Source organism: Streptomyces sp. NPDC021096, assembly GCF_040641275.1.
Taxonomy (GTDB): Bacteria; Actinomycetota; Actinomycetes; order Streptomycetales; family Streptomycetaceae; genus Streptomyces.
On record NZ_JBFADG010000017.1, the window covers coordinates 607 to 22,608 of the forward strand.

At 73.6% G+C, this 22,002-nt stretch carries 18 protein-coding genes and 1 pseudogene; 12 read left to right on the forward strand and 7 right to left on the reverse strand.

Features of this window, described 5'->3' with window-relative positions:
- A pseudogene (locus tag AB0G59_RS20680) lies at positions 1-894 on the forward strand (hypothetical protein); the annotation flags it as partial.
- Positions 895-987: 93 nt separating this feature from the next.
- Positions 988-1,791, forward strand: a complete 804-nt coding sequence (locus AB0G59_RS20685) for a hypothetical protein (RefSeq protein WP_360913726.1) — start codon at positions 988-990, stop codon at positions 1,789-1,791.
- A 94-nt stretch (positions 1,792-1,885) separates the two neighbouring features.
- On the opposite strand, the gene AB0G59_RS20690 is transcribed toward AB0G59_RS20685, so the two are convergent.
- Positions 1,886-3,193 (reverse strand): DUF1015 domain-containing protein, encoded by a 1,308-nt coding sequence (locus tag AB0G59_RS20690; protein ID WP_360913550.1) that lies wholly within the window; start codon positions 3,191-3,193, stop codon positions 1,886-1,888.
- A 75-nt stretch (positions 3,194-3,268) separates the two neighbouring features.
- Between AB0G59_RS20690 and AB0G59_RS20695 the strand changes: the two genes are divergently transcribed.
- Positions 3,269-4,297 carry an HAD hydrolase-like protein gene (locus AB0G59_RS20695; RefSeq protein WP_360913552.1) on the forward strand — a complete coding sequence of 343 codons (1,029 nt, stop codon included), beginning with the start codon at positions 3,269-3,271 and terminating at the stop codon, positions 4,295-4,297.
- A 119-nt stretch (positions 4,298-4,416) separates the two neighbouring features.
- Here the strand turns inward: AB0G59_RS20695 and AB0G59_RS20700 are convergent, their stop codons facing one another.
- Together AB0G59_RS20700 and AB0G59_RS20705 are read right to left on the reverse strand one after the other, a co-directional pair.
- On the reverse strand, positions 4,417-5,256 hold the full coding sequence (locus AB0G59_RS20700) for a siderophore-interacting protein (protein WP_360913554.1): 840 nt from the start codon (positions 5,254-5,256) through the stop codon (positions 4,417-4,419).
- A 34-nt stretch (positions 5,257-5,290) separates the two neighbouring features.
- Positions 5,291-6,322 carry an ABC transporter substrate-binding protein gene (locus AB0G59_RS20705; RefSeq protein WP_360913556.1) on the reverse strand — a complete coding sequence of 344 codons (1,032 nt, stop codon included), beginning with the start codon at positions 6,320-6,322 and terminating at the stop codon, positions 5,291-5,293.
- 54 nt (positions 6,323-6,376) lie between these two features.
- Between AB0G59_RS20705 and AB0G59_RS20710 the strand changes: the two genes are divergently transcribed.
- The 3 genes from AB0G59_RS20710 to AB0G59_RS20720 are packed head-to-tail and all read left to right on the forward strand — an operon-like array spanning position 6,377 to position 9,353.
- On the forward strand, positions 6,377-7,423 hold the full coding sequence (locus tag AB0G59_RS20710; RefSeq protein ID WP_360913558.1) for an iron chelate uptake ABC transporter family permease subunit: 1,047 nt from the start codon (positions 6,377-6,379) through the stop codon (positions 7,421-7,423).
- A complete protein-coding gene (locus AB0G59_RS20715; protein WP_360913560.1) occupies positions 7,420-8,475 on the forward strand; it encodes an iron chelate uptake ABC transporter family permease subunit in 1,056 nt (351 codons plus the stop codon). Before AB0G59_RS20710 ends, AB0G59_RS20715 begins: the two co-directional genes overlap by 4 nt.
- Positions 8,476-8,501: 26 nt before the next feature.
- On the forward strand, positions 8,502-9,353 hold the full coding sequence (locus AB0G59_RS20720) for an ABC transporter ATP-binding protein (protein WP_360913562.1): 852 nt from the start codon (positions 8,502-8,504) through the stop codon (positions 9,351-9,353).
- On the opposite strand, the gene AB0G59_RS20725 is transcribed toward AB0G59_RS20720, so the two are convergent.
- Positions 9,301-9,648, reverse strand: coding sequence for a sterol-binding protein (locus AB0G59_RS20725; RefSeq protein WP_360913564.1), 348 nt, complete (start codon positions 9,646-9,648; stop codon positions 9,301-9,303). The two genes, AB0G59_RS20720 and AB0G59_RS20725, sit on opposite strands and share 53 nt — an antisense overlap.
- A gap of 39 nt (positions 9,649-9,687) precedes the next feature.
- Between AB0G59_RS20725 and AB0G59_RS20730 the strand changes: the two genes are divergently transcribed.
- Genes AB0G59_RS20730 through AB0G59_RS20740 form a run of 3 tightly spaced genes read left to right on the forward strand, consistent with a single transcriptional unit; the run spans position 9,688 to position 11,703 of the window.
- Positions 9,688-9,954: a hypothetical protein gene (locus AB0G59_RS20730; protein WP_360913566.1), complete on the forward strand. Its 267-nt coding sequence runs from the start codon at positions 9,688-9,690 to the stop codon at positions 9,952-9,954.
- 13 nt (positions 9,955-9,967) lie between these two features.
- On the forward strand, positions 9,968-10,774 hold the full coding sequence (locus tag AB0G59_RS20735) for a TlyA family RNA methyltransferase (protein WP_360913728.1): 807 nt from the start codon (positions 9,968-9,970) through the stop codon (positions 10,772-10,774).
- Positions 10,771-11,703 (forward strand): NAD kinase, encoded by a 933-nt coding sequence (locus AB0G59_RS20740; protein WP_360913568.1) that lies wholly within the window; start codon positions 10,771-10,773, stop codon positions 11,701-11,703. The genes AB0G59_RS20735 and AB0G59_RS20740 overlap by 4 nt, the downstream gene beginning before the upstream one ends.
- A 47-nt stretch (positions 11,704-11,750) precedes the next feature.
- Here the strand turns inward: AB0G59_RS20740 and AB0G59_RS20745 are convergent, their stop codons facing one another.
- On the reverse strand, positions 11,751-13,187 hold the full coding sequence (locus AB0G59_RS20745; RefSeq protein ID WP_360913570.1) for a S41 family peptidase: 1,437 nt from the start codon (positions 13,185-13,187) through the stop codon (positions 11,751-11,753).
- Positions 13,188-13,308: 121 nt separating this feature from the next.
- Between AB0G59_RS20745 and recN the strand changes: the two genes are divergently transcribed.
- Both recN and AB0G59_RS20755 read left to right on the forward strand, forming a co-directional pair.
- The gene (gene recN / locus AB0G59_RS20750; RefSeq protein ID WP_360913572.1) at positions 13,309-15,060 is read left to right on the forward strand and encodes a DNA repair protein RecN; all 1,752 of its coding nucleotides are present in this window, start codon (positions 13,309-13,311) and stop codon (positions 15,058-15,060) included.
- A 176-nt stretch (positions 15,061-15,236) separates the two neighbouring features.
- The gene (locus AB0G59_RS20755; RefSeq protein WP_360913574.1) at positions 15,237-16,355 is read left to right on the forward strand and encodes a glycosyltransferase family 4 protein; all 1,119 of its coding nucleotides are present in this window, start codon (positions 15,237-15,239) and stop codon (positions 16,353-16,355) included.
- 13 nt (positions 16,356-16,368) lie between these two features.
- Here the strand turns inward: AB0G59_RS20755 and AB0G59_RS20760 are convergent, their stop codons facing one another.
- Together AB0G59_RS20760 and AB0G59_RS20765 are read right to left on the reverse strand one after the other, a co-directional pair.
- A complete protein-coding gene (locus AB0G59_RS20760) occupies positions 16,369-17,994 on the reverse strand; it encodes a PucR family transcriptional regulator (protein WP_360913576.1) in 1,626 nt (541 codons plus the stop codon).
- A gap of 57 nt (positions 17,995-18,051) precedes the next feature.
- On the reverse strand, positions 18,052-19,854 hold the full coding sequence (locus tag AB0G59_RS20765; protein ID WP_360913578.1) for a glycoside hydrolase family 15 protein: 1,803 nt from the start codon (positions 19,852-19,854) through the stop codon (positions 18,052-18,054).
- Positions 19,855-20,322: 468 nt separating this feature from the next.
- Between AB0G59_RS20765 and AB0G59_RS20770 the strand changes: the two genes are divergently transcribed.
- Positions 20,323-21,969 (forward strand): CTP synthase, encoded by a 1,647-nt coding sequence (locus tag AB0G59_RS20770; RefSeq protein ID WP_104531699.1) that lies wholly within the window; start codon positions 20,323-20,325, stop codon positions 21,967-21,969.
- Positions 21,970-22,002 lie beyond the last annotated feature (33 nt).

The following is a 22,002-nucleotide window of genomic DNA, read 5'->3' on the forward strand; positions in this document are numbered from 1 at the left end:
GGTGGCTACGGCGGTCCCCGCCGTGACGACGACCGTGGTGGCTTCCGCCGCGACGACCGCCGTGACGACCGTCCCGGTGGTTTCCGTCGTGACGACGACCGTGGTGGTCGTCCCTCCGGTGGCGGTTACGGTGGTCCGCGTCGTGATGACCGTGGTGGTCGTCCTTCCGGTGGTGGCTACGGCGGTCCCCGCCGTGACGACGACCGTGGTGGCTTCCGCCGCGACGACCGCCGTGACGACCGTCCCGGTGGTTTCCGTCGTGACGAGCGTCGTGACGACCGTGGTCCCCGTCGTGACGACGAGCGTGGTGGCTTCCGTCGTGACGAGCGCCGTGACGACCGTCCCGGTGGTTTCCGTCGCGATGACCGTCGTGACGACCGTGCCCCGCGCCGTGACGACGAGCGTGGTGGCTTCCGCCGCGACGACCGTCGTGACGAGCGTCCGTCGTTCCGTCGTGATGACCGTGCCCCGCGCCGCGATGACGAGCGTGGTGGCTTCCGCCGCGACGACCGTCGCGATGAGCGTCCGTCGTTCCGTCGTGATGACCGTGCCCCGCGCCGCGATGACGAGCGTGGTGGCTTCCGCCGCGACGACCGCCGTGACGAGCGTCCTTCCTTCCCCCGCGATGACCGCGCCCCGCGCCGCGACGACCGTGGCGGCTTCCGTCGTGACGAGCGCCGCGACGACCGTCCCGGTGGTTTCCGTCGTGACGACCGTGCCCCGCGCCGTGATGACGACCGCGGCCCCCGCCGTGACGACGACCGCGGTGGCTTCCGCCGCGACGACCGTGGCCCGCGCCGTGACGACGACCGTGGTGGGTTCCGTGGTGGCCGCGATGACCGCGGTGGTCGCCCGGGCGGTGGCTACGGCCGTCGCGACGACCGGCAGGGTGGCGGCGGCTACCGCGGCCGCGACGACCGCTCCGGTGGCTACGGCCGCCGTGACGACCGCGACCACGACCGCAGCGAGCGGGAGCCGGTGAAGCGGCTGCCCATCCCCGACGAGGTGACCGGCGACGAGATCGACCAGGACGTGCGGCAGGAGCTCATGAGCCTGCCCAAGGGCCTCGCCGAAGAGGTCGCGCGGAACCTGGTCATGGTCGCCAACCTGCTGGACGAGGACCCGGACCAGGCCTACGAGTACTCCCGCATCGCCCTGAGGCTCGCCTCGCGCGTGGCCGCCGTGCGCGAGGCCGCCGGCTTCGCCGCGTACGCGACCGCCAAGTACTCCGAGGCGCTCGCCGAGTTCCGCGCCGCCCGCCGGATGACCGGCTCGGTGGAGCTGTGGCCCGTCATGGCCGACTGCGAGCGCGGCCTGGGCCGCCCCGAGCGTGCGCTGGCCATGGCCGGCGAGCCCGAGGTGCAGAAGCTCGACAAGGCGGGCCAGGTCGAGATGCGCCTGGTCGCCGCCGGCGCCCGCAAGGACATGGGCCAGGCGGACGCGGCGGTCGTGACGCTGCAGAGCCCCGAGCTCGCGTCGAACTCCATCCAGCCGTGGACCGCGCGACTGCGGTACGCGTACGCCGAGGCGCTCCTCGACGTGGGCCGCGAGACCGAGGCCCGCGAGTGGTTCGCCAAGGCTCTCGAGGCCGACCAGGGCGGCACGACGAACGCCTCCGACCGGCTCGCCGAGCTGGACGGGGTGGAGTTCACCGACGCCCTGGAAGAGGACGAGACCGAGGCCGGGACCGAGACCACGGCGGACGCCGAGGCCGAGGCCGAGGACGTCAAGGCCGACGACGCCGAGTCCGAGTCCAAGCCCGAGTCCGGCTCCTCCGGCAGCGAGGGCTGAGCCTGCTCGGTCACTCGTGACCGCTGAACGTTGAGGGTGGGACCCCCGGACCGACCGGGGGTCCCACCCTCGACTTTTTTGCCCGGGGGCGGCCTCAGTTCAGGGCCAGGCTCCGCAGGACCAGCCCCGTGGCCGGCTTGGGGCCGAACGACGTCGACTTGCGGGGCATGGTGACGCCCTGCTCGGCGAGTTCACGCACGACGTCCTCGTGGACGGGGTGCATCAGCACGGCCGTACCGCCGTGGAGTTCGGCCTGCTTGACGGCCGCCGCGGTCTCGTGGATGTAGCCGATGTGCTCGGGGTCGTCCGGCACCTGCCAGATGTGCTCCAGCAGCGCCGAGTGCAGGACCGTCGCGTCCAGCTCGCGCCAGGTCTGCGGGCGGTCGGTGGGGACCGTACGGGCCAGCAGCTCCGGATCGGGCCGGTCCAGGAGGTGGAAGCGGCCGTCGCCGGCGAGCACGAAGGCGTTGCCCGGTCCGGCTGCGGCCTGCGCCAGTACGTCGAGGGCGTCCGGCAGCGGGCCGTCGATCGTGGTCACGCGGAACGCGTCGCCCAGCCGGGCCAGGGCCTCGGCCACCGGCAGCCGGTGCAGCAGCCGGTGGATGGCCCGTACGCGCAGCGGGTAGCGGGCCGTGTCCACCAGCAGGACGAGGCCGTAGTCCCAGGGGCCGGGAGCCGGCTGCTCGGCGTGCAGGCGCAGGTAGGTGGCCCAGCGGTGGTGGCCGTCGGCGATGAGGGCGTGCTGGTGGGAGAGGTCCTTGGCGACGACGGCGAGGTCGTGGGGGTCGGTGATGGACCACAGGCGGTGGGCGTAGCCGTCCTCCGTCGTGGTCGAGAGCAGCGGCTCGGTGCGGATGACCTGCTCGATGACGCCGGCGGCGCCCTCGGTGGCGTTGCCGTTGCCCCGGTAGGAGAAGAGCAGGGGCTCCAGATTGGCGGCCGTGTCGCGCATCAGGGCGGCGCGGTCCTCGACGATGTGGGGCATGACGTCCTCATGGGGGAGGACGACGCCTTCCTCGCGGGGGGTGAGGCGCAGCGCACCGATGAGGCCGCGCTGCAGTATGCCGTCGCCGCGCTGCTCGTAGACGTAGAGCGCGGGCTCGGGGTCGGCGGCGAGCACCTGCTCGTCCTGCCAGCGGCGCAGTGTTTCGGCTGCCTGGCGGTGCCGGTCGGCGGCGGTGGCGGCCTGGGGGAGAATGAGCCGGACGATGTTGTGTGGGTCGGCGGTTTCCAGGTGGCGCAGGCCGTCGGGGCGCACCACGACGTCGTACGGTGGCGAGGTGACTGCCGAGAGGCTGCCCACCCGGTCGGGGACATAGCGCAGTCCTCGGAAGGGGACCAGTTGAAGCCCCTGTCCCGCGAGACTGCCGTTGGCGCCGTTGCCGTGGCCTGGAGTGCTCATTCAGAAATGTTATGTCTCATGGCCAAATGAGCAATGATCGTGAGAGAGACGTACAGCACAGGGAGCGATCACAGCATGAATCAGACCGTCCGGACCCGGCCCGACGGCAGCGGCGAGCGGCTGAGCGCCGCCTACGACACGGCGCTGCTCGACCTCGACGGCGTGGTGTACGCCGGTGGCGAGGCCATCGAGCACGCCGTGGAGTCGCTGGAGGTGGCCCGGGAAGGCGGGATGCACCTGGCCTACGTGACGAACAACGCGGCGCGTACGCCGGAGACGGTGGCCGGGCATCTGACCGAGCTGGGCATCCCCGCCGAGCCGACGGACGTGATCACTTCGGCGCAGGCGGTGGCACGTCTGATCGCCGATCAGCTGCCGTCCGGGTCAAGGGTGTTGGTGATCGGTGCGGAGGGGCTGCGGGTCGCCCTGCGGGAGCGCGGGCTGGTTCCGGTGGAGTCCGCGGACGACGAACCGGCCGCGGTGGCGCAGGGGTTCGGCGGGATGGACATGCCGTGGTCGCGGCTGGCGGAGGCGTCGTACGCGGTGGCCCGGGGCCTGCCGTGGTACGCCTCCAATACGGACCTGACGATTCCGAGTGCGCGGGGCATCGCGCCGGGCAACGGGTCGGCGGTGCAGGTCGTGCGGATAGCCACGGGGGCGGAGCCGCAGGTGGCGGGGAAGCCGCTGCCGCCGATGCACCGCGAGACGATTCTGCGGACCGGTGCGCAGCGGCCGTTGGTGGTCGGCGACCGGCTCGACACGGACATCGAGGGGGCGCATGTGGGGGGTGTGGACTCGTTGTTGGTGTTGACCGGGGTGACGACGGCGGCGCAGGTGATCGCGGCGCGGCCGGAGCATCGGCCGACGTATGTGGCGGAGGATTTGCGGGGGTTGTTGGAGGGGCAGCCGGAGGTTGTCGGCTCGGCCGACGGTTTTGGCTGTGGGGGGTGGACGGCTTCGGTGGACGGCGGGGCGCTCGCCCTTGACGGGGACGGTGACCGGGTGGATGCGCTGCGCGCGCTGTGTGCTGCCGCTTGGACGGTGGCGGGGGATGGGGCTTGTGCGCTGGATGCCGGGAAGGTGCTGGCTCGCTTGGGCTGGTAGGGGTTCTTTTCCCCCACCCCACCCCGCCCCTTCCCGTAACCGGGGGCTCTGCCCCCGGACCCCCGGTCCTCAAACGCCGGACGGGCTGATTGCTCAGCCCGTCCGGCGTTTGCAGCAGGTCAGCCCAGTTCTGCCAGGAGGTCTTCCTCCGTTGCGCCGCGGCGCCAGTAGCCCGTGAAGGTGACCGTGCGGCGGTCGAAGCCGCGGTCGGAGACCAGGTGGCGGCGGAGGGTGCGGATGGTGCCGGATTCGCCGGCGATCCAGGCGTAGGGGGTGCCGGCGGGGAGGTCGGCGGAGCGGACGGCTTCGAGGACGGGCTGGTCGGTGGGCTTGTCGCGGATCAGCCAGGTGATGTCGGCCTCCGCGGCCGTGGGCAGGTCCTGGACGTCGTCCGGGTGCGAGACCTCGATCCAGACCTTGGCCGGGGTGCCCGCCGGCAGCCCGGCGAGGATGCCGGCCGCGGCGGGCAGCGCGGATTCGTCGGCGGTGACCAGGACCCAGTCGGTGCCGGCCGGCGGCTGGAAGTCGACGCCGCCGTTCTCCTCGGCGACCGGGCCGAGGACGGCGACGCGGTCGCCGGGGCGGGCCGTGCGCGACCAGTGCGAGGCCGGGCCGCTGTGGCTGTCCCCGTCCTCCCCGTGCTGGACGAAGTCGACGTCCAGCTCCGCGGGTTCGTACCGCAGCTCGCGGACGGTGTACGAGCGCATGATGGCCCGCACCGCCGGGTCCTGGGTGCGCCACTGTGCGTACCAGCCGATGCCCAGGTCGTCCGGCAGGACCGGGGCGGCCTGGCCGGGCTGGGGCAGGAAGAGCTTGAAGCGCTGGTCGCGGCCGCCGGTGACCATGTCGCCGAGGCGGTCCCCGCCGAAGGTGACGCGCACGAGGGAGGGGCTGACACGCTCGGTCCGTATGACGTGGAGGTCGAACCAGCGGTAGGGCGGGGGAGGGGCGTCGCTCATCGCGAGGGGAGGTCCTTTCCTGCGTTCGGAAGGGTCAGGAGGTCTTCTTGGCCTTTTCGATAGCCGCGGCGAGGCCCTCGAGGAGGGGAGCGCAGCCGGCGTAGGAGAAGCGCGGCTCGCTGAGCCAGGGGCTGACCTGCCCGGCCTTGACGGCGGGGAGCTGTTCCCAGGTGGGCTTGCTCGCCAGGTCCTTGGGCTGGAGGGCGGAGGTGCGGCTGTCGAGCAGGATCAGGTCGGCCTTGTACTTGTCGGCGTTCTCCCAGCTGAGGCTCTCGAAGTAGCCGCCCTGGTCGAGCTTCTCGGGGACGACGAAGTCGACGCCGAGCTCGCGGAAGTACATCAGGTCCGCGTTGACGGCCGGGTTGGAGACGTAGAACAGGTCGGCGCTGCCGGAGGCGGCCATGACCTTGACGGGGTTGGCCTTGGCGGCCTTGCGCAGGGTCTCGGCGGCCTTCTCGAAGCGGGCCTTGGCGTCGAGGACCTTCCGGCTCCCGAGGTCGGCGCCGAGGGACTCGGCCAGGGCGGCGTAGCGCTTGATGGGCTCCAGCATGGAGACGCGGGCGGCGGTGAGGCCGACGCTGGGGGCGAGGCCGAGGATCTTCTTCTTGCTGTCCTCGGGCACGTACCAGAGCGCTTCGGGCTCGAACATGTTGCTGATGAGCAGGTCGGCGTCGAGCCCGGCGTACTTCTCGATGTTGAACTCGCCCCAGGCGTTGCCGAGGATCGTCAGCTTGTCGACGTCGAGGTCGCCGGCCTGCGGGTCGGGCTTGCCGTCGCCGAGCCTGGTGGGGCCGAAGACGCCGACGCACTCGACGCCGAAGTCGTGCAGGGCGGCCGCCGTGCCGGTGAAGGCGACGATCCGCTTGGGGGTCTTCGGGGACTTGGCGGTCCGGCCGCGGTCGTCCTTGAAGCTCCACGCACCGTCCTTGGCGCCCGCCGCACCCTTGCCCTCGTCGGCGTCCGACTTTCCGCCACCGCACGCGGTGAGCAGGGCCCCGAGGCCCAGGGCGCCACCCGCGGCCAGGAGGCCGCGGCGGGAGGGAGCTGTGGTGCGGGCGGTGCTCATGGGGCAGTGCTTCTCTCAACGAGGGGGGATGTGAGGGTAGGCTAACCTAACCGGGTGTTGGTCGACAGTCCCCCTCCCCCCACCGCCGCCCCCGAGGCCGCACCCCGCCGCAGGGCCGCCGCGCACGCCGTGGGGCTGCTCGCCGCAACGGGCGTACTGCTGCTGGTCGTCGCGGCGTCCATCGCCGTCGGCGCCAAGCAGATCCCCCTGGACCAGGTCTGGCACGGGCTCTTCCACTACACCGGCAACTCCACCGACGTGGTCGTACGGGACGTACGCGTCCCCCGCACCCTCCTGGGCGTGCTGGCCGGCACCGCGCTCGGCCTCGCCGGAACGGTCATGCAGGCCCTCACCCGCAACCCCCTCGCCGACCCCGGGCTGTTCGGCATCAACGCCGGGGCCTCGGCCGCCGTCGTCTCCGGCATCAGCTTCCTCGGCGTCACCTCGCTGACCGGATACGTCTGGTTCGCCTTCCTCGGCGCTGCCGTCGTCTCCGTCGTCGTGTACGCGCTGGGCGGCAGCCGCGGCGCCACGCCCGTGCGCCTCGCCCTGGCCGGCACCGCCGTGACCGCCGCGCTCAACGGCTACGTCTACTCCGTCCAGCTGATGGACTCCGCCGCCCTGGACCGGATGCGCTTCTGGACGGTCGGCTCGCTGGCCTCCGCCGACTCCACCGTCGTCACCCAGGTCGCGCCCTTCGTCGCGGTGGGCGTCGTCGTCGCCCTGGCGCTGGCCCGGCCGCTGAACGCCATGGCGCTCGGCGACGACCAGGCCCGCGCGCTCGGCACCAGGCTCACCACCACGCGCGTCCTCGCGCTGGGCTCGGTCACCCTGCTGTGCGGCGCGGCCACGGCCGCCTGCGGGCCCATCGTCTTCGTGGGGCTGATGGTGCCGCACGTCGTCCGCTCGTTCACCGGCTCCGACCTGCGCTGGGTCCTGCCGTACGCGGCGATCCTCTCGCCCGTCCTGCTGCTCGGCTCGGACATCGTCGGCCGCGTCGTCGTACGCCCCTCCGAACTGCAGGCCGGCATCGTCACCGCGCTGATCGGCGGGCCCCTGTTCATCCATCTCGTACGGCGCCGGAGGATGGCCCAGCTGTGAAGGCCGACAGGACAACGAAGACCGTGAAGGCGCTGCGCACCCGCGGCGGGCTCTCCGTGCGCGTGGACCCGCGGGCCGCGCTCGTCGTGCTGCTGCTCCTCGCCGGCGCGCTCGCCGCCTCCGTCGCCCTCATCGGCACCGGCGACTACCCCATGTCGTCCGCCGACGTCGTGCGCACCCTGACCGGCGGCGGAACGACGGCACAGGAGTTCATCGTCCACGACCTGCGGCTGCCGCGGGTCCTGGTCGGCCTGCTCGTCGGCGCGTCCCTCGGACTGGCCGGCGCGGTCTTCCAGTCCGTCTCCCGCAACCCCCTCGGCAGCCCCGACGTGATCGGCCTGGCCCAGGGCTCGACGGTGGGGGCGCTCCTGGTCATCGTGCTCTTCCAGGGCGACACCACGGCGGTCGCCCTCGGGGCGGCGTGCGGCGGCATCGTCTCCGGGGCCGCGATCTACGCGCTGGCCTGGAAGAAGGGCGTGCACGGCCACCGCTTCGTCCTCGTCGGCATCGCCATGTCCGCCGTCCTCGTCGCCGTCATCGGCTACCTGCTCACCAAGGCCAGCCTCACCGACGCCGCCCGCGCCACCATGTGGATGGTCGGCTCCCTCAACGGCCGCGACTGGGAGCAGGTGTGGCCGCTGGCGGCCGCGTGCGCCGTGCTCGTCCCCGTCGTCCTCGGCCACGGCCGCGGCCTGAAGATGCTGGAGATGGGCGACGACTCGGCGTACGCGCTCGGCGTGGCCGTCGAACGGACCCGCCTGGTGAGCATGGGGGCCGCCGTGCTGCTGACCGCCGCCGCCACGGCCGCCGCCGGGCCCATCTCCTTCATCGCCCTCGCCGCCCCCCAGCTCGCCCGCCGCCTCACCCGCTCCCCGGGGCCGGGCCTGACCGCCGCCGCCTGCACGGGCGCGACCCTGCTGGTCACCGCCGACTGGGCCTCCCAGCACCTCTTCGGCGCGGACCGGCTGCCCGTCGGAGCCCTCACCGGCATGCTCGGCGGCGGCTATCTGCTGTGGCTGCTGTTCACCGAGCGCAAGGCGGGACGGATATGAGCACGCACAAGGACAGGAACACCCCCATGAGCCGACTGACAGCCGAAGCCGTCACCCTCGCCTACGACGGGCGGGTCATCGCGGAGAACCTCTCCGTCGCCGTCCCCGACCACTCCTTCACCGTCATCGTCGGCCCCAACGCCTGCGGCAAGTCCACGCTCCTGCGCGCCCTGTCCCGCATGCTCAAGCCGGCCGCCGGATCGGTGCTGCTGGACGGCGCCGCCATCGGCTCCCACCCCGCCAAGAAGGTCGCCCGCACCCTCGGTCTGCTGCCGCAGTCCTCCGTCGCCCCCGACGGCATCACCGTCGCCGACCTCGTCGCCCGCGGCCGCCACCCCCACCAGGGGCTGCTGCGCCAGTGGTCGCCCGAGGACGAGCGCGTCGTCGAGGAGTCCATGGCGGCCACCGGGGTCGCCGCCCTCGCCGACCGGTACGTCGACGAGCTCTCCGGCGGACAGCGCCAGCGCGTGTGGATCGCCATGGCCCTCGCCCAGCGCACCCCGCTGCTGCTCCTGGACGAGCCCACCACCTTCCTCGACATCCAGCACCAGATCGAGATCCTCGACCTGTGCGCCGAACTCCACGAGGAACAGGGGCGCACCCTCGTCGCCGTCCTGCACGACCTCAACCACGCCGCGCGCTACGCCACCCACCTCATCGCCATGCGCGACGGCGCGGTCGTCGCCGAGGGCCCGCCCGGCGAGGTGGTGACGGCCGAGCTCGTCGAGCGGGTCTTCGGGCTGCGCTGCGAGGTCGTCGAGGACCCGCAGACGGGCACCCCCCTGGTCGTACCGGCCGCCCGCCGGCCCCGCACGGCTGCCGCGGCTACAGGATCGACCGCAGCCGGAGCACGTCCCGCAGGCCCGCCTTCAGCTTGACCCGGCCGCTGGCCCAGGCGCGCGCGAAGTTCAGCTTGCCGTCGACCAGGGCCACCAGGTCGTCGCCGGTCATCTCCAGCCCGATCTCGGCCCGCTGCTCGGGCGTGCCCGGCACCGTCCGCACCTCTCTGATGTGGCCGTCCCGCAGGTGGCCCACGAAGGTGACGTCGAGGTCCGTGACGTGGCAGCTGAGCGAGCGGTCGGGCGCGGCGGCGCTGCGGAGCTCGCCGCCCGCGCCCGCGAGGTTCTCCGCCAGCCGGTCGAGTGCCTCCAGGCACTCCTCAATGGTCGCCATCGCAATGGACGGTACCCCAGCCGGGCCGGAACGCAGGAGATGTCCCCGGCACGGGGTAGCGTCGGAACCATGACCGACCCGACGCGGCCGCCGACGCCGCAGCCCCTCGGCGTGGAGCGCACCCCCACCGGCCATGCCGCCGTGGACGAACGGCTGGCCCGGCTGGCGGACGCCGACCACCTCGACGTGAGCGGTCACCTGCAGGTGTACGAGGATGTACACCAGGGCCTGCGCGACGCGCTCACCGCGCTCGACCAGCGCCCGGGGCCCGGGGGCCCCACGCGTCCGTACGACAACAGGAGCTGAACCGCACGTGGCAGTGACCCGCCGCCGACTCGACGCGGAGCTGGTGCGCCGCAAGCTGGCCCGTTCGCGCGAGCACGCGAGCCAGCTGATCGCCGCAGGCCGCGTGACCGTCGGCGGAACGACGGCCACCAAGGCCGCCACGCAGGTGGAGACCAGCGCCGCCCTCGTCGTCACCCAGGACGAGAGCGACCCCGACTACGTCTCGCGCGGCGGGCACAAGCTCGCGGGCGCGCTCGCCGCGTTCACGCCGCTCGGCCTGAAGGTCGAGGGACGGCGGGCGCTGGACGCCGGCGCCTCCACGGGCGGCTTCACCGACGTCCTGCTGCGCTCGGGCGCCGCCCACGTCGTCGCGGTCGACGTCGGCTACGGACAGCTCGCGTGGTCCCTGCAGAGCGACGACCGGGTCACCGTGAAGGACCGTACGAACGTACGCGAATTGACGCTGGAGCAGATCGACGGAGAGCCGGTCGACCTGATCGTCGGCGACCTGTCCTTCATCCCGCTGGGCCTGGTGCTGCCCGCGCTGGTGCGCTGCGCCGCGCCCGACGCGGACCTGGTGCTGATGGTCAAGCCGCAGTTCGAGGTCGGCAAGGAGCGCCTGGGCGCCGGCGGCGTGGTGCGCAGCACGCAGCTGCGCGCCGAGGCGGTGCGCGCGGTCGCCGCGCGCGCGGCCGAACTGGGACTGGGCGTTCTGGGGGTCACCGCCAGCCCGCTGCCGGGTCCGTCGGGCAATGTCGAGTACTTTCTGTGGCTGCGCGCCGGTGCGCCCGACCTGGACCCGGCGGACGTTGACCGTGCAGTGGCGGAGGGGCCCCGTTGACCACTTCAGAAGCACCATCGGCAGAGCCGTCCGGACGTACCGTCTTCCTGCTCGCCCACACGGGCCGGCCGGCGGCCATCCGCAGCGCCGAACTCGTCGTCCAGGGGCTGCTGCGCTGCGGCATCGGGGTGCGGGTGCTGGCCGAGGAGGCCGCCGACCTGCCGCTGCCGGGTTCGGCGGAGCGCGTCGACGCGGGTCCCGGCAAGCCGGACGCCCTGGAGGGCTGTGAGCTGCTGATCGTCCTCGGCGGCGACGGCACGCTGCTGCGCGGCGCGGAGTTCGCACGGCGGTCCGGGGTGCCCATGCTGGGCGTCAACCTCGGGCGGGTCGGCTTCCTGGCCGAGGCCGAGCGCGACGACCTGGACAAGGTCGTCGACCGGGTCGTCACGCGCGCCTACGAGGTCGAGGAGCGGATGACCCTCGACGTCCTCGTCCGCACCGACGGGCACGTCGTGCACACGGACTGGGCGCTGAACGAGGCATCGGTCGAGAAGGCCGCCCGCGAGCGGGTGCTGGAGGTCGTCACCGAGGTCGACGGCCGCCCCGTCTCCCGCTTCGGCGGGGACGGCGTCGTGTGCGCCACGCCGACCGGATCCACCGCCTACGCCTTCTCCGCGGGCGGTCCCGTGGTCTGGCCGGAGGTCGAGGCGCTGCTGATGGTGCCGATCAGCGCCCACGCGCTGTTCGCCAAGCCGCTGGTGACGGCGCCGGACTCGGTGCTGGCGGTGGAGGTGCAGCCGCAGACCCCCAACGGCGTCCTGTGGTGCGACGGGCGGCGGACCGTGGAGCTGCCCGCCGGGGCCCGGGTGGAGGTGCGGCGCGGCGCCGTGCCGGTCCGCCTGGCCCGGCTGCACCACGCGTCGTTCACCGACCGGCTGGTGGCGAAGTTCGCGCTGCCGGTCGCGGGGTGGCGCGGGGCGCCGCACTAGCGTGCCGGGGGCTCTGCCCCGGACCCCCGGTCCTCGAGCTTTCCCGGCTACCGCTGGGAGGTGCCCCCGGACGGGCTGGATTTCCGGCCCGTCAGCCGCCTCCTCGCCTCCGTCAGCGCGGAGTCCCGCCCCGACGCGAACTCCTCGTCCGTGAACACCGGCACCCGTACGTCCGGCGCGATCCCGTCCCCGTCGTACGACCGCCCCGTCGCCGGGTCGAGGAACTCCTCGTTCGGCAGCCCGAAGCCCCACCCGTTCGGCAGGCGCCGCTCCAGGATGTCGGAGAACGACCCGTTCGTGTTCTGCCCGATCCGTACCACCTCGGGCGTACGCCCCATGAGTGCCTGCGTCGTCGTCTCGCCCGCGCTGAAGGTCAGCCGGCCGGTGAGGACCGCCACCGGTCCGGTGTGGACGGCGCCGCGGTGCGGCACCACCCGCACCGGTTCGGCCGGCGTGAACCCGCGCGGGTCCTTCGGGTCGTTCCGGGCGTGCTTGAGATAGGCCGTGTACGGGCGGTCCGTCAGCCGTTCGGCGACCTGCAGGCCGAGGCGGTCGGAGCCGCCGCCGTTGAAGCGCAGGTCCAGCACGAGGCCGCGCGGGTTCCTGCCCGGAGCGAGGACGGCGTCCAGCGCGCGGTCGAGTTCGGCGCTGTCCGCCGCGAAGGTGTGCTCGTCGGTGTAGTTGACGAAGCCGGTCAGACGCAGATAGCCGATCCCGTCCGGCAGCTCGGCGTAGGCGATCTTCCCCTTGCCCTTGCCGCTGCCCCACTTCTGGAGCCGGTCGGCGCCGACCTGGGCGGTGACCGACGCGTCGATCTTCCCGATCAGCTCGCCCGAGGGGAACGGGGTGTCCTCGCGGTGCCCGCCGAAGCAGTAGCCCGGGTTCACACTGCAGTCGCCCCGCCTCAGGTACGTGTGCCCGTCGTGCAGCGGCTCGATCATCTTCGTCAGGACGGCGAACAGCTCCTCGTCCGTGGTCCGGTCGGTGATCCGCGGCCGGTAGCGGTCGCGGACGGCCCGCCAGTCGATGCCCTTCGCGCCGAAGAAGGGGTAATTCTCCGCATACGTCTGCCAGAAGGTGTCGAAGACGGCCCGCGGGTTCTTCGCGGGGTGCGCCTCGCGGCAGGCCCCGGGCAGGGCGTCGATGCGCCGCAGTGTGCGGTGGCCGACGCTCGACGCGTAGCCGAGCCGGGCCCGGCCGGGGCCCGCCGGGGTGACGGTGGCGGACGTGCCGGTCAGCTCGGTGACGTCGCCCGGCAGACAGCCGGCCCCCGCCGTCTCGTACTCGCGCATCCGCCGCCGCCCGTCCTCGATGGAGACGACCGTGCCGTAGCCGTCCATCCGCCACACCCCGTCCAGCGAGGCGGCCGAGGACGCGCGGGGGGAGCCGGCGACGGCGCCCTGCGCTCCGCAGAAGGTGGCGAGGGCGACGGACGTGGCGAGAACGAAAGTGGCGGCGCGCCGGCCGCGCGCGGAATCGATCATGGATCCAGCCTGACGCCCCAAGGGATGCGGGCGCGATGGAGCGGTCACCCGGAACGGTGGTGGGGCTCTCCCCAGGGTGCTCGGTGGGGGAGGCCGTCGCGAGGGGGCCCCGGAACCTCGTATGGTCGTATCCGTGTTGGAGGAGATGCGGATCCGGTCCTTGGGCGTCATTGACGACGCGGTGGTCGAGCTGTCGCCCGGTTTCACGGCGGTGACGGGCGAGACCGGCGCCGGCAAAACCATGGTCGTCACCAGCCTCGGCCTGCTGCTCGGCGGGCGCGCCGACCCGGCGCTGGTGCGGGTGGGGGCCAAGGCCGCCGTCGTCGAAGGGCGCATCGCCGTCGACGGCCGCTCGCCCGTCGCCGTACGGGCCGAGGAGGCCGGCGCCGAGCTCGACGACGGCACGCTGCTCATCAGCCGCACCCTCTCCGCGGAGGGCCGCTCGCGCGCCCATGTGGGCGGGCGCAGCGTGCCCGTGGGGCTGCTGGCCGAGCTCGCGGACGACCTGGCGGCCGTGCACGGGCAGACCGACCAGCAGGGGCTCCTGCGCCCCGCGCGGCAGCGCCAGGCCCTGGACCGCTACGCCGGTGACGCGGTCTCCGTGCCGCTGGCCAAGTACACCGACGCCTACCGCCGGCTGCGCGCGGCGAGCGCCGAGCTGGCCGAGCTGACCACGCGCGCCCGCGAGCGCGCCCAGGAAGCCGACCTGCTGCGCTTCGGCCTGGACGAGATCGCCGCCACCGAGCCGCTGCCGGGCGAGGACGTCGAACTCGCCGCCGAGGCCGAGCGGCTCGGCCACGCCGAGGCCCTCGCCTCCGCCGCCACCGTCGCGCACGCGGCGCTGGCCGGCGACCCCGAGGACCCCGAGGGCGTCGACGCCCGCACCCTCGTCGCCGGCGCCGGGCGGGCCCTGGAGGCGGTGCGCTCCCACGACCCGGCCCTGGCCGCCCTGGCCGACCGGATCGGCGAGCTCGGCATCCTGCTCGGCGACGTGGCGGGGGAGCTGGCGGGCTACGCCTCCGGCCTGGACGCCGACCCGCGCCGGCTGGCCGCCGTCGAGGAGCGCCGCGCCGCGCTCACGCACCTGACCCGCAAGTACGGCCAGGACATCGCGGAGGTCCTCGCCTGGGCCGAGACCGGCGCCGCCCGGCTGGGCGAGCTGGACGGCGACGACGACCGCATCGGCGAACTGACCGCCGAGCGGGACGCGCTCCGCGCCGAGCTCGGCGGCCTGGCACAGCTGCTGACCGACGCCCGGACGGAGGCGGCGGAGCGATTCGCCGAGGCGGTGACCGCCGAACTCGCCTCGCTCGCCATGCCGCACGCACGGGTGACCTTCGCCATCCGCCAGAACGAGGTGGCCGACGCCGACGCCGGCATCGACGTGGGCGGCCGCGCCGTCGCCTACGGGCCGCACGGCGCGGACGACGTCGAACTCCTCCTCGCCTCGCACCCCGGGGCCCAGCCGCGGCCCATCGGCAAGGGCGCCTCCGGCGGTGAGCTCTCGCGCGTCATGCTCGCCGTGGAGGTCGTCTTCGCCGGTTCCGACCCGGTGCCGACGTACCTCTTCGACGAGGTCGACGCCGGCGTCGGCGGCAAGGCCGCCGTGGAGGTCGGCCGGCGGCTGGCTCGCCTGGCGCAGACGGCCCAGGTCGTCGTCGTCACCCACCTGCCGCAGGTGGCCGCGTTCGCGGACCGGCACCTGGTCGTGGAGAAGACCCACGACGGCGCCGTCACCCGCAGCGGGGTGCAGGCGATGGAGGGCGAGGCGCGGGTGCGGGAGCTGTCGCGGATGCTGGCCGGCCAGGAGGACTCGCAGCTGGCGCGGGCGCACGCGGAGGAGCTGCTGGAGGCGGCCCGGGCGGGACGCTGAGGCAGCCGCCGGATCCGGCCGGAATCCCCAAAGTGGGTGAATCCGGGGATCTGCGGGCGAGGTAGGACGGGCCGCCCTCGGAACGGTGGTGCCGGGATGTCGGTGAAGGCTGGCATCCTGGGCCCAGCACCTCGCCGTACGCCACCGCCCGACGTCGACACAGGAGCTTCCCCCGCGTGAGCAGCACACCCGGCCCCTCGCACGGGCGGCCGCCTCTGCACGCTGTTCAGGTCCTGGGCAGCGGGAGCGCGGGAAGCGGTGCCCACGTGCGGTCGCTGGCGGACGGACTGGCGGCCCGCGGCCTGCGGGTGACGGTGTGCGGGGCCCCGGCCGCCGCCGAGCGGTACGGCTTCGCGGACGCCGAGGCGGCCTTCACACCGCTGCGCGCGGGGGCGGGCGCCCTGCGCGCCGCCGCCATCCGGGCCGCGAGCGAGGACGCCGACGTGGTCCACGCGCACGGACTGCGCTCCGGCATGCTGGCCGCCCTCGCGCTGCGCGGCAGGCCCACGCCGCTGGTGGTCACCTGGCACGCCCCGGTGCGCGTCGAAGGGGCGCGCTCCCACGTCGTACGGCTCATGGAGCGCCAGGCCGCCCGGGCCGCCGCCGTGGTGCTCGGCGCCTCCCCGGACCTCGTCGACCGGGCACGGCGGCGCGGTGCCCGCGACGCCCGCCTGGCGCCCGTGGCGCTGCCCGCCCCGTCCTCCGTGCCCGAGGAGGACGAACACCTGCGGAACAAGGCCCGCGCCGAACTCGGCGCGATCGCCCGCCCCTTGCTCGTCACCGTCGGCCGCCTCGAACCCGGCCAGGGCCACGGGCCGCTCCTGGACGCCGCGCGCGCCTGGCGGGAGCTGGACCCCGAGCCGCTGCTCGTCATGGCGGGGGAGGGCGGCGAACGCCCCCGTCTGCAGCGCCGCATCGAGGACGAACACCTGCCGGTCATGCTCCTGGGCAGCCGCGACGACGTGCCCGAGCTGCTCGCGGCGGCGGACGTCGCCATCCTGCCCAGCCGCTGGGAGGCCCGCTCCCTGCTGGCACAGGAGGCGCTCCACGCGGGCGTCCCCCTGGTCGCCACCTCCGTCGGCGGCGTCCCCGACCTCCTCGGCGACGCCGCCGAGCTCGTCCCCTACGGAGACGCCACCGCCCTCGCCGACGCGGTGGCCCGCCTCCTCGACGACCCGCTGCGCTGCGCCCGCCTGGTGGCCGCCGGCCGGGCGCAGGCGGCCTCCTGGCCCTCGGAGGACGACACCGTCGCCCACGTCCTGAGCGTCTACGACGAGCTCGTCCGACGACCGTGACGGGGCCGCGTCGCTAGCCGACGTGCCGCCGCGCCCGCAACGCCAGGCTCAGGGCCAGCACCGTCTCCGGGTCCTCCAGGTCCGTGCCCAGCAGGCGCCCGATCCGCCCCAGCCGGTCGTAGAGCGTCTGCCGGTTCAGATGCAGCTCCCGTGCCGTCTCCGCCTTGCACCCGCCGCGGGCCAGGAAGGTCTCCAGCGTCGGCAGCAACGGCGGCCGGGACGCCGCGTCATGGGCCAGCAGGGGACCGATGACCCGGTCCACGTAGGCGGCCAGGTCGCCGTGCGAACGCAGCCGCCACAGCAGGACGTCCACATCCAGCCGCCGCACATCGTGCCAGGGCCGCTCCGGCAGGCCCTGGGCCGCCGTCGCCGCCTCCGCCGCGTGGCGCAGGCCCGCGCCGGCCGTCGCCCACGTCACCGGGGCGCCGACGACGACCACCGGCGGCCGGGCCGACGCCCGCTCCGCGCCCGCCCGCAGCGCCGCGGCCACGCGATCGGCCACCGCGGCCCGTTCCCCCTCCTCGCGCAGCCCCACCAGCAGTGGCACCCGCCCCTCCGGCAGCCGCACCCCCAGCAGCACCGGCACCCCGACCCCCGACAGCTCCTTGTGGACCGCCCCCGCCACGGCCGCCCAGCTGTCCGCCGGCACCAGGTCGGCCGCCATCCGCATCACCACCGGCAGCAGCGGCCCCGGACCCGGCCGGAAGCCCAGCACACGGGCCTGCGCGGGCGCGTCCGCCGCGTCCAGCCGGTCCTCGGCGAGGTCGGTGAGGAAGTCGCCCCGCCCGCGCGCGGCCAGCTCCTCCTCCTGCCGGGCCTGCAGCAGGACGACCGCCAGCAGCCCGGCGGCCCGGTCCGCGGCGATGCGGTGGACGGGCGCGAGCGGCGCGTTCACCGGCAGGACCGTCAGCCGGGCCCGCACCGCGCCCGGCCCCGGGCCGTGGCCCGGATGGTGGCCGGGGATGTCGGCGACGACGCTCCCGGGCAGCCCGGCGGCCCGCAGCCCGTCCCAGACCTGGAGCGGATCGGCCGCCCCCGGCGGCGCCGGCGCCGGACCGGCCGCGTACAGCAGGCGGCCGTCCGAGGCCTCCAGGAAGACGGGGTTGCCCGCGAAGTCCGCGAACAGCCGCAGCACCTCGGGCACCCCGCCGCCGCCCAGCAGCACCTCGGTGCAGCGCCGGTGCACGTCCTCGGCGCGGCGCAGCAGGGCGTAGTGCTCGTTGACGAGCTCGGTGTGGATCTCCTCGGTCACCGCCACGAACGGCACCTCGTGGTGCAGCTGCACCAGCGGCAGCCCGTGGGAGCGGGCCGTGTCCACCACCGCGGCCGGCAGCGCCGTGAAGCGCGAGCCCAGCTCGACGACGAGGGCCGCGATGTCCCGCTCCGCCAGGCCCCGGACGAAGGCGCGCTGCTCGGCCGGGCGGCTGCCCAGCCCCAGACCGGTGGTCAGCAGCAGCTCGCCGCCCTTGAGCAGGGCGGCGATGTTCGGCGCCTCGCCGGCGTGCACCCAGCGCACCGGCCGGTGCAGCCGGTCGGCGGCGGCCACCACCTCGGGCAGGCCCCGCCGCAGGGCCGGCAGTTCGAGGGCCCGGGCGACGGTGATGGTGCCCTGCGGAGGGGAGGGCGCGAGCGTTTCCATGGCCGCGAACCTACAGGCCGCACGCCCTGCCCCGACCCGCGTGTCAGCGCCCCGGCGCTAGCCGCCGAAGGCGCTGGAGGCGGTCAGCCGCAGCGCCGTGTCGATCAGCGGCACGTGGCTGAAGGCCTGGGGGAAGTTGCCCACCTGCCGCTGGAGACGGGAGTCCCATTCCTCGGCGAGCAGCCCCAGGTCGTTGCGCAGGGCCAGCAGCTTCTCGAAGAGCTGACGGGCCTCGTCGACGCGGCCGATCATCGCCAGGTCGTCGGCGAGCCAGAAGGAGCAGGCGAGGAAGGCGCCCTCGTCGCCTTCGAGCCCGTCGACGCCCGCGTCCGTGCCGGCGGTGGGGTAGCGCAGCACGAAGCCGTCCGGGGTCGACAGCTCCCGTTGGATGGCCTCGATGGTGCCGATGACGCGCTTGTCGTCGGGCGGCAGGAAGCCCATCTGCGGGATCAGCAGCAAGGAGGCGTCCAGCTCCTTGGAGCCGTAGGACTGCGTGAAGGTGTTGCGCTCCTTGTCGTACCCCTTCTCGCAGACGTCGCGGTGGATGTCCTCGCGCAGCTCGCGCCAGCGCTCGAGCGGGCCGTCGACGTCGCCGGCCTCGATCAGCTTGATCGTGCGGTCGACGGCGACCCAGGCCATCACCTTGGAGTGCACGAAGTGGCGGCGCGGGCCGCGCACCTCCCAGATGCCCTCGTCGGGCTCGTTCCAGTGGTCCTCGAGATAGCCGATCAGGCGCAGCTGCAGCACGGAGGCGTAGTCGTTGCGGGCCAGGCCCGTCATGTGCGCCAGGTGCAGGGCCTCGGTGACCTCGCCGTAGACGTCCAGCTGGAGCTGGCCCGCCGCGCCGTTGCCCACCCGCACCGGCTTGGAGTTCTCGTACCCCGGCAGCCAGGTCAGCTCGGCCTCGCTCAGCTCGCGCTCGCCCGCGATGCCGTACATGATCTGCAGGTTCTCGGGGTCGCCGGCGACCGCGCGCAGCAGCCACTCGCGCCAGGCGCGGGCCTCCTCGCGGTAGCCGGTGCGCAGCAGCGAGGACAGGGTGATGGCGGCGTCCCGCAGCCAGGTGTAGCGGTAGTCCCAGTTGCGCACGCCCCCGATCTCCTCGGGCAGCGAGGTGGTGGGGGCGGCCACGATGCCGCCGGTGGGCGCGTACGTCAGCGCCTTGAGGGTGATCAGCGAGCGGACCACGGCGTCCCGGTAGGGGCCGTGGTACGTACAGTGGCCGACCCACTCGCGCCAGAACTCCTCCGTGGTCTCCAGCGACCCCTCCGGGTCGGGCAGGGCCGGGGGCTCGCGGTGCGAGGGCTGCCAGCTGATGGTGAAGGCGACGCGCTCGCCGGGGGAGACGGTGAAGTCGGAGTAGGTCGTCAGATCCTTGCCGAAGGTGTCGGCGGTGGTGTCCAGCCACACGGAGTCGGGGCCGGCCACGGCCACCGTGCGGTCGCCCACCTTGTGCACCCAGGGCACGACCCGCCCGTAGGAGAACCGCATCCGCAGGGCGGACCGCATCGGCACCCGGCCGCTGACGCCCTCCACGATCCGGATCAGCTGCGGCGCGCCGTCGCGCGGCGGCATGAAGTCGATGACGCGGACCGTGCCGCGCGGGGTGTCCCACTCGGATTCGAGCACGAGGGAATCCCCCCGGTACCGGCGGCGGTCCGCCCGCGGCGGCGCGGCCCCCGAGGGGTGCGACGGGCCGATCCGCCAGAAGCCGTGTTCCTCTTCGCCGAGCAGCCCTGCGAACGCCGCATGGGAATCGAATCGGGGCAGGCACAGCCAGTCGGCCGTGCCGTCCCGGCAGACCAGGGCAGCGGTCTGCATATCGCCGATGAGTGCGTAATCCTCGATACGCCCGGCCACGTCATCTCCAGTCGAACGGCATCTCAGGACCCCGGGGGGCCTTGGCGGTCAAGCGATCTTCGACGAGCTCTGTTCCGGATGGGGAGTCCCCCCCTGGGCACCCCCGGCGGTGGCTGGGGGAGGCAACTGGGGGAAGGCGGGATGTGCCGTGCCGGCCGGCTCGCTGCGTGTGTCCGAGCAGGATACGACGCGGAGTTGGGACACGCGCGACGGTTGGGAGTTGAATCTGTGCCGAATGGGTGGCCTGACGCGTACCCCGCGCACGCCCGCCGACACGTCCGTGACGCACGGTCCGGCGGGCCGTCGCGCCGCGTCACCGGACGCGTACGGCCCCGGGCGCTGATACCCTGGTACCCCGTGGACCGGTGGGCGCAAGACCCCCCAACCGCAGCGACGGCACCCCCGAAAACAACCGGGTGATCGCCGGAACGCACCCTCACTCGCGACCACGGGAGCCCCCCTTTGGCCATTGCAGCTAAGCCCACGACGACCAAGCACCTCTTCGTCACCGGGGGTGTCGCTTCTTCGCTCGGCAAGGGACTGACGGCCTCCAGCCTGGGTGCGCTGCTCAAGGCGCGGGGTCTGCGGGTGACGATGCAGAAGCTCGACCCGTACCTGAACGTCGACCCGGGCACGATGAACCCGTTCCAGCACGGCGAGGTGTTCGTCACCAACGACGGCGCCGAGACCGACCTGGACATCGGCCACTACGAGCGCTTCCTCGACGTCGACCTCGACGGCTCGGCGAACGTCACCACCGGCCAGGTCTACTCCACCGTGATCGCCAAGGAGCGCCGCGGCGAGTACCTGGGTGACACCGTGCAGGTCATCCCGCACATCACCAACGAGATCAAGCACCGCATCCGGCGCATGGCCACCGACGACGTGGACGTCGTCATCACCGAGGTCGGCGGCACCGTCGGCGACATCGAGTCGCTGCCGTTCCTGGAGACAGTGCGTCAGGTGCGCCACGAGGTCGGCCGCGACAACGTCTTCGTCGTGCACATCTCGCTGCTGCCCTACATCGGCCCCTCCGGCGAGCTGAAGACCAAGCCCACCCAGCACTCGGTGGCCGCCCTGCGCAACATCGGCATCCAGCCCGACGCGATCGTGCTGCGCGCCGACCGCGAGGTGCCCACCGCCATCAAGCGCAAGATCTCGCTGATGTGCGACGTGGACGAGGACGCCGTCGTCGCCGCGATCGACGCCCCCTCGATCTACGACATCCCCAAGGTCCTGCACACCGAGGGCCTGGACGCCTACGTCGTGCGCAAGCTGGACCTGCCCTTCCGCGACGTGAACTGGACCCAGTGGGAGGACCTGCTGGACCGCGTCCACAATCCCTCGCACGAGGTCACCGTCGCGCTCGTCGGCAAGTACATCGACCTGCCCGACGCCTACCTCTCGGTGACCGAGGCCATCCGCGCCGGCGGCTTCGCCAACCGCGCCAAGGTCAAGATCAAGTGGGTCGCCTCCGACGAGTGCAAGACCCCCGCCGGCGCCAAGCAGCAGCTCTCGGACGTGGACGCGATCTGCATCCCGGGCGGCTTCGGCGACCGCGGCGTCAACGGCAAGGTCGGCGCCATCACCTACGCCCGTGAGAACAAGATCCCGCTGCTGGGCCTCTGCCTGGGCCTGCAGTGCGTGGTCATCGAGGCCGCCCGCAACCTGGCCGGCATCGAGGGCGCCAACTCCACCGAGTTCGACCCCGCCACCGCGCACCCGGTCATCTCCACCATGGCCGAGCAGATGGACATCGTCGCCGGCGAGGGCGACATGGGCGGAACGATGCGCCTGGGCATGTACCCGGCCAAGCTCGCCGAGGGCTCCATCGTCCGTGAGGTCTACGACGACCAGCCCTACGTCGAGGAGCGCCACCGCCACCGCTACGAGGTCAACAACTCCTACCGCGGTGAGCTCGAGAAGAAGGCCGGCATCCTCTTCTCCGGCACCTCCCCCGACAACAAGCTCGTCGAGTACGTCGAGTACCCGCGCGAGGTCCACCCCTACCTGGTGGCCACCCAGGCCCACCCGGAGCTGCGCTCCCGCCCGACCCGCCCGCACCCGCTCTTCGCGGGCCTGATCAAGGCGGCCGTGCAGCGCCAGCAGGGCTGACCTATACGGTGGACCGGGGTGAGCGCCTCCTTC

Coding starts and splice junctions, on each gene's coding strand:
- AB0G59_RS20690 (WP_360913550.1), bottom strand. CDS start 3,193: ATGAGCACTCCAGGCCACGGCAACGGCGCCAACGGCAGTCTCGCGGGA.
- AB0G59_RS20695 (WP_360913552.1), top strand. CDS start 3,269: ATGAATCAGACCGTCCGGACCCGGCCCGACGGCAGCGGCGAGCGGCTG.
- AB0G59_RS20700 (WP_360913554.1), bottom strand. CDS start 5,256: ATGAGCGACGCCCCTCCCCCGCCCTACCGCTGGTTCGACCTCCACGTC.
- AB0G59_RS20705 (WP_360913556.1), bottom strand. CDS start 6,322: ATGAGCACCGCCCGCACCACAGCTCCCTCCCGCCGCGGCCTCCTGGCC.
- AB0G59_RS20720 (WP_360913562.1), top strand. CDS start 8,502: ATGAGCCGACTGACAGCCGAAGCCGTCACCCTCGCCTACGACGGGCGG.
- AB0G59_RS20725 (WP_360913564.1), bottom strand. CDS start 9,648: ATGGCGACCATTGAGGAGTGCCTGGAGGCACTCGACCGGCTGGCGGAG.
- AB0G59_RS20730 (WP_360913566.1), top strand. CDS start 9,688: ATGTCCCCGGCACGGGGTAGCGTCGGAACCATGACCGACCCGACGCGG.
- AB0G59_RS20745 (WP_360913570.1), bottom strand. CDS start 13,187: ATGATCGATTCCGCGCGCGGCCGGCGCGCCGCCACTTTCGTTCTCGCC.
- recN (WP_360913572.1), top strand. CDS start 13,309: ATGGTCGTATCCGTGTTGGAGGAGATGCGGATCCGGTCCTTGGGCGTC.
- AB0G59_RS20760 (WP_360913576.1), bottom strand. CDS start 17,994: ATGGAAACGCTCGCGCCCTCCCCTCCGCAGGGCACCATCACCGTCGCC.